Raw genomic sequence first — 12,804 nt, forward strand, 5'->3', positions numbered from 1 at the left:
TCTTCTGTTACCATTAGTTTACCGCGTTCAATCCTTTTTGTCAGCTCATTGCTGCTAAATATCCAAAGAAAGTTGGTCGTCAAGGACGATTTCTTGCTGATTGGGCGGATTAAGAAAGGGAGCTAGGGCTTCTTCAATGACCTCTATAGGCTCCCCTGCTTCAATCAGGGGCGAAAGAACATCGTATTGAGCTTTAAGGTTTTGATAATGTTCTTCCTTACTAAAGACCCTCTCAATCTGTTCCTTGGCAACGGCTGCCTTATCCCTCATGGTCTTGGCCAAAGCCTCGGTTGTTTCTTTGTCCTTTTCAATGTCGTCAATCACATTGTTAATCCGCTGGAGGGTGCCAATAGGGGATTTCAAATCCAGGCTCACCGAATACTGGTTGTCTCCCACAACTCTAAGCGTGACAATTTCAGGAACAGGTTCAGTCATGCTTCTGGTCGTCACCTTCAAGGCAAAGCCTCGATAATGGGCTAAGGTACGGAGTTCCTTGGTTTCAGAGCGATTCTGACGAATCAACTGGTGCAGGTACTCCCCTGCCTCGCCTTTTTCGGTGTAGGTTTGGCTGCCAAAGGACATGACAAAATCCTTGCCTTTACTATTTTTTGACCGCTCAATGTCCTGGTCATAAAGACTAAGGCGTTTCTCCATAACCGGCAAATCTCGCACCGCCACCCGTATGGTTTGACGGTAATCGTCCTTGGTTCGCTCAAAAGCACGCCGTTCATTGTCCAAAAGCCCCAATTCATTCTCCAGCTCCATCTTGAGTTTAAGAAAGGGATTGCCTGTAGCCAAAGCCTTGAAATCAGAGGCAGTCATGGTCTGCTCATCAATGTCTTCTGCCGCCCGAACAGGCTCTTTAGAGGTCATAATTTGCGTAATGTACTTGAGCTTATTCTCCTGAGTTTGCCAGAGGTAGTTGTCAAAGCTCCCTTTAGTAATGTAGTGATAAATGTCTACCTCTTGGTGCTGGTTGCCCTGACGGATAAGCCTACCGTTACGTTGGACAATATCACTTGGTCGCCAAGGCACGTCTAAATGATGAACAGCCTTCATCTTAGCCTGAACATTAAGCCCAGTTCCCCCTTTTTCCGTTGAAGCCATGAGGATTCGTACCTCACCGCTATTGACCTGACGAGACAGGCTATTCTTCTTGTCGTCAGTATTGGCGTCATGGACAAAGGCAATCTGGTTGGCTGGAATCCCACGCTCGACCAAGAGGTTCTTCAATTCGTTATATATGTCAAAAACAGTTCCATCTTTCTTGGGTGTCCCAATATCTGAAAATATCATCTGAGTACTTTCTGTCACCATATTTTCCCGATAAATCCGCTCCACATTATCCACCACCTGAAGAAGTTTTTGACTGTCTGACAGCTTGTAGGCAGGGTCTATCAATCGCATGTCAATGGCTAATTTTCTAGCTTCGCCAGTTATCTTTAACATGTTGTCCTCCGTCGGCTCTACCAGACCGTTCTTGATGTCCTCAGACCGTACCACTAACTCCTCCAAGTAATAGCGTTGGCTATCGGTTAACTCACTCTCTACGGGGATAATCCGTGCTTCTGGCACAGGCAAATCAAGCATATCGGAGGTTTGAATATCAGCTGTTTCCTTATAAATCCGCATGAGTTCAGGCAGGTTGACAAACTTCTTAAAGCGTTTCTTAGGCTGGTACTTATCTCCCGTTGGAGACAATTCCATTGAATTCTCAATCTGGCCAAAAGCTCCTACCCAAGAATCAAAGTGTGCCACCTGATACCGCTCCAGCACATCTGGCTGGACATAGTTCATCATAGTGTAGAGTTCGCTGATGGAATTAGAGACTGGTGTCCCTGTCGCAAAGATGACATGGCGATTGTCATGCTCTGACTGGACTTGCCGCACCTTCATCTCCATGTCCACGTTCTTCTTGGCTGTGATATTGGTAATGCCTGCCACGTTGCCCAAGCCTGTGATGGGACGAATATTCTTGAAATGGTGAGCTTCGTCCACAAAGAGGCAGTCAATCCCTAAGTTCTCAAACTCGATAAAGCTATCCCTATCTAATTTTTGAAGTTCTTCTAAGCGTTCTTCCAGAGAGCGAATGGCCCGCTCCGATTCCTTGACTGTGTAGTCATTCTCACTATTCAAGTAAATCTCACGCATCTGGCTCAGCTTATCCAGAATATAGGCTTCTTGTTTGGCCTTACTCATGGGAATTTTCTCAAACTGGCTATCACCGATAACAATGGCATCATAGTCTCCTGTGATAATACGTGAGACAAACTGCTTCCGGCGAGATTTGACAAAGTCCTTCTTGGTCGTCACAAAAACTTTCTTGGTCGGGAAAAACTTGAGGATTTCCTGGCCAAATTGAGCGGTCAAACCAGAAGGGACAACATAGAGTGGTTTATTGACCACCCCCAACTCTTTCAGTTTAAACCCCGCCCCAAGCATGGTCAAGGTCTTTCCTGAACCCACTTCATGAGCCAAAAGGGCTCGCTTTTCCTCCACAATCCGTTGAATGGCATTCTTCTGATGGGGGCGTAAGCTAATATTTTGAGCCAAGCCATCAATAACCAAATGGCTACCATCATAGGTCTTAGACACCGTACGGTTATACAGGCTATTGTAGGTGTCCGCAATCAAGGTCTGAACTTCTGGAGAGGACAAAACAAAGTCCTGGAAAAGACCCTGCATATCCGCTTCCCTGCTTCTCAAGAGACTGGTTCGCTGGGCATCGGTCACTTGCTTTTGCTTATCACCCTCTTTGACCATCTGTGTAATAGTAGGCTGATTGGAATTAAGCAGGTTCTCAAAAACCTTTCGTCCACTATCATAACGTGAGCCCTTAACCCCTAAAGTATATTCCTGTGCAGAAACAGGACGATTAGTAAATACCTTAGATAGAGTATAGGTCCCATCAATCGGACTAACCTCAATCACCTCAGTTAGGCTTGGGTCGTCTAAGGGTCTCTCCTCACCCAGAAGAACCGTATAGGCAAACTGGCCATAAACTTCGGTTGGAATCCAACGAGAGCCAATGCGGTAGGCAATATCTGCCAAGCCAATTTGACGAGGTTTAACGGCCTCTAACAAACTCTGATAGTATCCCCAGTCTGCCAAGGCATTGTCCTCTTTTTGAAGCAAATCCACCTGGTCAAGCTTGGTTAAAATATCCCCTGATAGAAAATCCTGACGAGAAACATAAACCACTTTTCCTAAGAGGGCATAAGCAGGGTCCAACAGAACCAAATCCCCTAGCTCTTCAATCACATCACCTTCTGTTTTGCCTGGATAAAGAGACATCATAAAGGCAATATCCACCCCACGACCATCTGCCAGACTGGCATTGAGGGCATCCTGAGCCGTATTGACGGCTTTGAGAATACGGTCTGGTCGCACCAAGGCTTTCTCAAAAGCCAAGGACTTCTTATACTTGACCTTCTTGTCCACAGGGTCAATGTATTCATCTTCCAGACTAGCTAGAAGAGAATACTTATCATCACTATCAAAAAGATTACGGTTGACGTTGCTATTGAGGTAGCCATAGCGTTTGACAAAGCGGTCATACTGGTAGTTGAGGTCGCCTAATAACCCCTCAAATCTGTCTCGGTCATAGTCATAATCCCGCTGGAGATCAATCATTTCCTGATAGGTATTGCGAAGGTTGACCATGCCCTTGATACGAGCAACCTCCTTATCCGACAAGGCTCCCTCGTAAAAGACTGTTTTCTTATAAAGTCCCTTGTGTCTGCCCGTCTTCGTCGCTTCTTTGGGCAGTTAAACATCAACGGCTGTCTCATCGGTCACGTTCATGGTCACAAAACGCTCAATAGCTGCTTGAGAGTGTTTGGCATCCCAAGCCACGAAGTCCCCAGTTTCCGTGACATAGTAGCTGATTTCTTCTGTCTTAGCCCCTACTCGAATCCCGTCACGGTCTCGATAGTAAACAGTATCTCCCTCATAGCCGAAACTATAGAGTTCAAGGCTATCCCAAATGGCTTGCGGAATGGTCTTGTCAACGGTTTGTGCCATCAAAACTTGAGGTTGGATAAAGACATTCTCCTTGGTTTGAGGTGGAGATACCTGATTCAGGGCTTGCGTCAACTCATGCACCAAGGGTTGGCCATTCCCTTTCAAAGACAGGGTTCCACCGTTGAAATTTTTGACCTCATAAGTTCCTAGAACTTGAGGATTATCCTCACCGTCAAAGTAGGGATTGAGCCAAATACGGTCGTCCTTGGCATACCGCTTGCTTCCCAAAAAAGCAAGGTCATCTGTGAATGCTCTCTTGTTCAAATCCTTTTGGAAGAAGAGAATGTCCGTTGTCACATTGGTTCCTGCGATAGCCTTAAAAGCAGAATCAGGCAAGCGAACCCCACCCAAGAACTGGGTCGTGTCCTTGATGTCCTGCAAGATATTATCTACCCGTTTATCCATTGTTCCCGTTGAGGAAATGACCGCCACTTGCCCAGCGTCATGAACCAAGTCCAACGACTTTTTGATAAAGTAGTCATGGATCATATAAGGCTTGTCATAACGGTTGTCCGCAATCCTGAAATTGCCAAAGGGAATGTTTGAGATAGCCAAATCAAAACTATCTGTCTGAAAGGGCACATCTTCAAAGCCCTGAACGAAAATGGTGGCATTGGGGTGAAGCTGTTTGGCAATAGCTCCCGTAATACCATCTATCTCCACACCGTAAAGGTCGCACTTCTCTCTTAACTGTTCTGGCATGGTCGCAAAAAAATTCCCTGTTCCCATAGACGGATCCAGCACCCGTCCGCCTGTAAACCCATCTGCGACCAACTTATCCCACATAGCTCTCACAATAGCTGGGTCGGTATAGTAAGCAGTCAGAGAACTCTGCTTCATGTCAGAGTATTCCTTATCAGACACCAATCTCTTTAGCTCTGCCCGTTCTATCTCAAACTGAGGATTGTAGTCGTCAAAAAAACTATTGGCTAGACCGCCCCAGCCGACATACTTGGCTAATATCTCCTGTTCAGGTGGGCTTGCCTGCCGCCCAGACTTGTCTAGCTCTTTAACGAGACGGATGGCTGCGAGGTTAGCTTCCACCTTAGCCCGTGTCCCTTTGGGGTAAAAATCGGTCAAGTCCTCTGGAAAGGCAAAATTCTGAACAGGCTCAACCTTAACTAGCTCAGGCTCCTTTTCAAGCACACTAGGCTCGTCTTGAATAACCGCTTGGTCTTTTGGAGCCTCCGTTCTTTCTGCAGGACCTTTGTCTGAAGTGGGGTCTGTTTGACTGTCATCTAGGAAGGAAAAGAGGTCGATGTCATCAGAATCCTTTGTTACTGCAAAGTCATTACTTTCTTTAAAAGCCTCTGACTTTTCTGGTCGATAAACCAGCTGGCTCTTTTCCAATGCACCAAGCGAACCGACATAAAAAACAGGACTGTCTAGCACATCATCATCGGGTAAAGCAGCTAACGCAACCCTAATCTGCCCCTGGTCTTCCCTAATATCTGCGACCTCAAACAGATGTTCACCATAACTGGCTAAACTTCCCAGAGGATACGTCTTTTGAACCTCTTCCTTGAGTTCTGACAGGCTATCATCAAAGGCACTTTCCGGTTCTCTAGCCTGAAGTTCTTCCAATAATAAACGAGACGCCTTGTCTGGATCTGCTTGAGCCATTCGCTCAAAGATTTTGGCCTCCTCTAGCTTCAGCCCATCTTTGGTCATGCGATTGGCCACAAAGACCAAACGCTCATAAGGGAGGCTGCTCTCAAGGAAAAATGTAACGCTATCTCTGTCTAATCCCTGGTCAAGCAATTCAACCGCAAGCCTCAACTGATAGACTGGGGCATGAGGATACTGCCCTAAATAAAGTAACTCTTTTCTGGACAAACGGTATTTCCCAGCCGCATCTAACAAGACCCCTCGGCTACTCTCTGGAAAGTCCTCGACGGGTACACCAGCTGCCTCTAAAAGCTGGTAGTTTCTCGCCAAGAGCTGACGACTGAGGTCTACCAATTCTGCCAGTTCCTGAGAACCTGGCTCTCTAGCCAATTCATCTGCCGACCCATCCGCTTCCAGATAGGTAAAAATCGTCTCCCCTTCATAGATGGGAGTTTGCCTGCGTTCCTCATCAAAGTCACCCAAACGAAATTGTAACGGTCGCTCTAGTTTGGCTAATTCATCGTAGTGGCTTAAAATGGCAAACTTTTGGGTTAGGTTCAAGTGTTCATAGGCCTCATAGTGCTGGCTCTTGCCTAAGCGACGGTCATAAGAAGAGAGTGGTTCAGCTTGATTGGTCAAATAGGCCGTTACCACATTATCAACTTCTTCAAATCTGACGGTTTCTTCCTGCTTCACCTGACTGAGCTCTGCTTTTTTCTGGTCGAACTGAGTAATGATGTCTGCTTTAATGCCCAAGGGCAAGTCCTGATAGGCTGGCAAGTGCGCCACAAGTAAACTCGTCTTATCTAACCTGGCCACCGGTTGACCGTAATGGGCAACCAGATCTTGGTCAGTGGTTTCAAAGGTTAGTTCTGGCTTTGGGATAGTTGGGGCTTCATAGTTCAAAATAAACAAATCAAGGTCTCGGCTAATGCGGTCTGCTAGGTTGTTAGCCACCTTAGACACATTGATAAAATCCACCTGATTCATCTGAGACACCAAACTCCCCAAGGATACACCATAATAGCTTCCCTGTTGGTCTAGAAGTTGACAATAAACAGCAAGATTATAGGTCGCAACCAATACCACCATATCTTTTTCAAAAGGGGTAAGTTGAGGGATTTGCCGTAAACCAGCCTGAGCGAAATGATAAGCATAAGCGCCCAAATGTTCAAAAGGTTGGTCTCCTTGGCTCAGAAAGGCAACTAGCTCCTCACTCACATCGTAGGGAGTTGGAAAAAGATTGACACGGCCTTCCTGCTCGATAAAGGTTTCCAAAAGCCTTTCCCAAGGCTTATCAAAATGGTGGGCTTGAAAGCGTAAAAAAGCCTCCTTAATGGCCAAATCTTGGTGTTGATGTTGCCGAAGGCGGTGGCTGATGGATTGTGTATTCATCTGGTAGTTCTCCTTTGATTTTCTTTAGTCAAAAAGGACTGAGAAAGCTCTCAGTCCCAATTGCTTATAGGGTCATAGACAGCTCTCGCTGTGCGTCTACTTGAGGTCTTGCCAAGTCTGCCATATAGCTTCGTAAGAACTGGGAACGACTATCCAACCTGTCTTGGGCAAGAGCCAAATGAACTAAGTCTCCGAAATAATCGTCACTATCTGCGTCCAGCTGGTGGCGAATCAAATCATCTAAAGTCTCCAAACTATAGGGGTCAAAGTTGCCCAATTCCCAACCATCAGACGACACCAAATAAGTAGACGACCGACCTTGGAAGACCTCTGAGATAAACTCATTCCCATCCCCTGTTCGGTAGAGGTTGTCCAGCAATCGGGTCAGGTCTTGTCTAATCACCTCACTCTGCTCATCCGCAACCAATCGCAGTTGCTCATCCAACAGATACTTGTTGTCTGTCGCCATGTAGTAAGCATAGAGGTCATTCAGAAAGGTTTGACTGGTGATTTGGGTCTCCACACTCATGACTGCCTTAGTAAAGGCTGACGTATCTTGGTCGAAAAAGTGCTGCATGACCTGTCTCATCTCTTGGAATGTTGGAGTGCGACCTGATAGAATTTCTGCCAAATCAGCTACCCCATCGCCATCAGAATCAGGGCTTAAGGGATTGGTTCCTAAAGCCAGTTCCTGGGCGTCTGTGAGACCGTCGCGGTCACTATCTTGGGTGTAAAAGGTCTTAGGCATGGCTATCCTCACTTTCTAGGTCTTCCTTCTTACGGTACGCCCCATAAGCTAATCCTAACATCAGGCCGCCACCAACTAAACCAAGAAGGGAAGTCGACTCTCCTGTTTGTGGGAGACTGACAACTGGGCTTGGAGCTTGTGGTGGAACAGGTGCAGGTTGATTTGGAACGACTGGTGTTGGGCTAGAAGGCGTTGGCGGTGTTGGTGGTTGAACAGGCTCTGGTGTTGTGGTCTTAACTGTGTTAGAGCTGATGGTCACACCGTTAACGATATGGCTAAAGGTATTTTCCACTTCCCCAGCCGCAATCCGTTTCATCTGAAGGTAGATATCTGCTTGGAAGGTGGAAGCGTCTGAAATGCTGGTCAGAAAAGCCTTATCAAAGGAAATAGACACTTGACCAGATGTGGTATCAACCGTTTGAAGCGTGTACTTGGTCACTTCTGTCCCCGATTTTAGGACTGTCCCATCTGCCAAGGTCACGTCCGTCATCAGGTAAGCCTGATAAACACCGTCATACTGGTCATGGGTTTCATCGTAATCATCACTAAAGCTATACGCTGTAAGAGCTGTCGCACGATTAGCTGGAATGTGTGCGCCTTGAAGACGATAGGTAAAGACCTGATTAAGGGCAATCTCCTTGCCATCCAAACTCTGGTCCTTGTGAGATAGGTCGATGACCACATCCTTTTTGGGGTCTAGTTTTGGCACGTTGTTCACAACAGTATCCGTCACATAGGCCAGGCCAAAATCAATCTGGTAGGCCGTATTGGTATAGTCACCGCCTGTTTTGACCATCTCTTCCTTAATGGTCATGGGATTGGTTACCACCAAGGTCTGACCTGTCTTGACATAGGTGTCATAAAAGGTCTGTGGATCATCTGCCGTAAAGACTTGAATGGCTCCTTTGGGCACAAATCCCCTACCTGCCATGGCATCTTGAACCGTCTTTGGTGCTTCACTTAGAGAAGCGTACACCTTAACGGATAAGCCCTTGACTGCTTGCCCTTGACCATCAACCATCTGAATCCCGTCTGGTTGCAATTTCAAAGCCTCTTCTGGGTAATCGTCCACCATAAAGAAACCTTTGGCAATCTGGTCTTTGGTCGCAGCCATGCCCTTATAGGCACTGTAATCCATGACAATCTTGTAGTAATTGACCGTATCAGGTAAGACCGTCTTCCCATCAATGGTCACACCCTTGTCAGTGGTGTTGGATTTTTTAGGCGTAACAATCGGAATGAAGTTGGATACGTCTTCCGTCTCGTAGTCCAATCCAAAATCAACCTGATAGGCTTTATTGATATAGGTTTGACCCGAGTTATAAAGGCTGTCCTTGACGGTCATAGGGTCAATAATGGTCAAAGATTGACCGGTCTTCACATAAGTCTCATAGAAAGCCTCATTGTCTTTAGGACGAAAGACCTGGAAAGCTCCTTTTGGTGAGATTTTCTTGGCCAACAAGGCTTCTTTCAAACTCGTTGGTGCCTCTTCCAAGTTCTGATAGGTCTCTACCAGAATATCCCTTACCGTCTGACCGTCTGGTGTTAAAATCTGAATAGCCTTGGTGTCAATCTCTAGGGCTTCTTCTGGGTAGTCATCCACAACGTAAAAGCCCTTGGCAACAGCGTCTTTAGTCGCCACAATCCCCTTGTACTGGTCCAAATCCCAAGACAAGGTATAGAAATTTTTTGAACCAACAAGCATAGCCTGACCATTGATGTCAACTTGGTCTGCATTGAGGTTTTTCTTGACAGGTTCTGGTGTAACAAGGGTATTGGTCACTTCCTTAGTCGCATAACCATTACCAAAATCAATCTGATAGGCAGTATTGGTGTAGGTCAAGGTCTTGTCCTTGAGGTCAGTACGAACCGTCATGGGACTGGTCACTAAAAGGCTAGTACCTGTCTTGACATAAGTGTCATAAAAGCCTTGATTATCTTCTGGAACAATGACTTGAAAAGCTCCTTTAGGGCTAATCTTAGCCGTTGTCAGTTGGTGTCTAAGCCTTTCTGGAGCTTCTGACAAGTCCTTATAAGTCGTCGCCACAAAACCAGATAAGGCTTTTCCGTCTAGGCTTGTGACAATGACTGCTTTATCATCGGTCATCACAGCTTCTTCTGGAAAATCATCTAAGAGGAGGAACCCTTTGCCAATCATCTCCTTGGACGACTGGTCGCCCTTATACTGGTCTAAATCCCAGGTCAAGGTGTAGTGATTGGTTGAACCAACCAAGACCACCGTGTCATTGATAACAACGCCATCACTGTTTTTGTTGGTCTTATCAGGGATTATCAAGGTCGTTGTGGTCCCATCACCTGGTGTCCGAACGGTCACAGGGTTTGAGGTGATGGTATAGGCGGTTGGTGTTCCCTGATTGATGATGAGCTTGTAAGTGTTAGTGTAAGTCGCACCATCATTGACCACTGTACCGTACAAAACAGGAGCTGTCAGATGGTAGCTCTTCGCTAAGTCCTTATTGACTTCAGACAAGAGACTGTCTTTAGCTGTCAAGCGAACCAGGTGTTTAGAGCTGTCATAAACAAGATCATAGGCGGTGTTCTCTGCCTTGCTTGTCGCTTCATTCAAAACATAACCTGCAGGCAGGTAATCCTCAAAGATGAGGCTACGGGTCATGACACGATTTGGGGATAGATCCCCCACTTCCAAAGGATAGTTGACTGGGGAACTCTTAGCGACCTGAGTCTTGTCAATAGACACACGGTCACTATTTTCTACCTCTTTGTGAATACCTGGCTTTGTCTCTAAGCGGTAACCATGTACTTGAACACTTGGAGCCGCTGGTGGCGTAGGCGTTTTCTCATAAACGGGTTGGGTCGGTAAAGCCACCTTCACAAGTGCCAAACTAGGTTCTTCAACAGGAGTGGTCGGTTTTAGGGTGAAAGTTACTAGAGGTTCTGGCGTGAAGGTCTTTGGCGTATAGACAGACGGGGTATAGGTTAAGGGGTCTGGAACAGGGTCAAGGTTAGGTTTGACCAAGGGTTTTGGCGTGTGAGGCCTAACTGTCCGTGCCACAGGCAGGGTATTGAGGGCAAACCAATAGGTCTTACCTCCCACCTGAGTGGGCATATCCCCCTGACCAAAGGTTACTCGGTAAGTATTTCCCGAAGTCACCGTTGAGACAATAGCCCCCTTATAAGCATAGCGGCTGGAGGTCGTGTCCCACTCTTCAGGTGTACCAATCTCATGAGCCCGGTTAGAACCAAGCGACCGTGCTAGACCTTCATCCGTGACCTGAACAGTTGACCCATTGATAGGGACAAATTTACCCGATGAATCCTTAACATACTCTAGTCCGATGTTGTTATGGTTGAGTGACGAGTGGGTAAAGACACCTGGCTGCTCCTTGGAGAAGGTCACTTGACTGCCGTCAGCTAGGGTGTACTTGGCGTCTACTCGAAATTCCATCTTGTCATTTCGCCAGTCGCCCGTCCCGTCTCCGCGATAGGCAATAAAGCCTTCTGTCGGGTCATTAGGAACAACCAGCGTCACGCTATTGGTGCCTGCAGGCGAAACAAGGTTGGTGATGTCATAAGTCACGCCTGTAATCTTCTTGCCCGCAAAACTAGCGTTTTGAAGGTTGGAATAGTTGAACCGCAAGGTCTCCCCTGTCCGAAATTGGTCATAAACAAAGAAGCCCGTTGAATCCAGAATTCGACTATAACCACCCAGCATGGCATCTCCTGTGCTAATAATGTGGTCAGGATTACGAGTGGCTGCCCTATGTTGGGCTTGGGGTTCCCCACGATTGAGGTCAAGGGCCTGAGCAAGGACTTCTGAAATGTAGCCCTCTTCACCCTTTTGAATTTCAGCCAGTTCTCGGTCATAGCGAGCTTTTTCAGAAGCATTGTAGGCTTCATTGGCCTTGTTAGTCGCATCGGCTTCTGCCTGTTTCTGGGCATTGCCTTTTTTAATGGCTGCAATCTCTGCCTGACGATTGGTCACTTGGGCTTGCTTGTCCTTATTGGCCTGGTCCACCGCTGCTTGACCACGGCGATTCTCCTCGTCAATGGCAACCTGACCTGCCTGATTTCGCTGGGTAATGGCCTCGTTATCGTCTTTTGCTTTGGCTAAACCAGCTGCATTTTCAGCTTCAATCTGCTTATTTTTAGCCGTTTGAGCGTCTGCTTCCGTTTTTTTAATCACATAGGTGTCAATAGCAGATTGGTTCTGCTCACTAACCCCTTGGACCAGTTTGGTGTAGCCCTCATAGGCTTCAGGAGATGTGCCATCGCCTGATGTGATGGTCTTATCCGTCACCCTTACCTTGACATTTGAAAAACGCTTGGTCAAATCAGAAACACTAGCATTGACGTCCTTCTCAAGGTTTTTCGCCACGTCTTCTGCTTGTTTATGACTGGTTTTCAGAGTTTCGTTCTCTCCTTCAATCCGTGCCACTTCCGCCGCATGATCTGCCTTATCTGACTGGTACTTAGCTGTCACATCTTTCAGCTCGGATACCTGCTTATCCATATCAGCCTTAGCGGTGTCAAGGCCTTGACTGGTTTCTTCAGCTGTCTGGGTAGTTCCAAGGTCCATGTCTTGACCTGATGTAATTGTCACCCCCTCTGCCTTAGCGTCATTGATTGCCTGCTTTAATGTCGTCTCATCAATGGTCACAGGCATGGTTCCTTGCGACTGACCTGTTTCAGAAAGTGACGTTGTGTGTTCACTTGTCTCAGCAGGCTGGGCTTCAGGAAGGTTGGTCGCTGGATTATCCGTCAGAACAATGGGAGTTTCAACAGATGTCGTGGCTAACTCATCTGCCTGAGCAACCCCGCCACCTAGAGCAATGACAGCTGTTGCGACTGTTCCTAGTGCAACAGAACAAAGCGTACGGTATTTCTTACTTTTACGAAAGACATGTTTCTCACCCTTTTCTTGGGTAATAATTGGTTTCACTTGAATGGGTAGGGTCATGGGACACTCCTTTATGGTATTATTGGATTGATTGCCAGAACTACTGGCTAATCTTGCCCCATCATACCAGGAAGGAGTTGCAAATTTTATC

The 12,804-nt window shown here is 46.8% G+C and carries 1 protein-coding gene and 2 pseudogenes; all 3 read right to left on the minus strand.

What is annotated here, in order from left to right; genetic code table 11:
* Positions 1-54: 54 nt before the first annotated feature.
* Positions 55-7,026: pseudogene (locus ACERC5_RS01520) on the minus strand (DEAD/DEAH box helicase family protein).
* Between the two features lie 601 nt (positions 7,027-7,627).
* A pseudogene (locus ACERC5_RS01525) lies at positions 7,628-7,774 on the minus strand (calcium-binding protein); the annotation flags it as partial.
* Positions 7,767-12,713: an SspB-related isopeptide-forming adhesin gene (locus ACERC5_RS01530; protein WP_373659984.1), complete on the minus strand. Its 4,947-nt coding sequence runs from the start codon at positions 12,711-12,713 to the stop codon at positions 7,767-7,769. The pseudogene ACERC5_RS01525 and the gene ACERC5_RS01530, both read right to left, overlap by 8 nt.
* Between the last annotated feature and the right edge of the window lie 91 nt (positions 12,714-12,804).

This window comes from Streptococcus sp. E24BD, from assembly GCF_041807825.1.
Lineage (GTDB): Bacteria > Bacillota > Bacilli > Lactobacillales > Streptococcaceae > Streptococcus > Streptococcus entericus.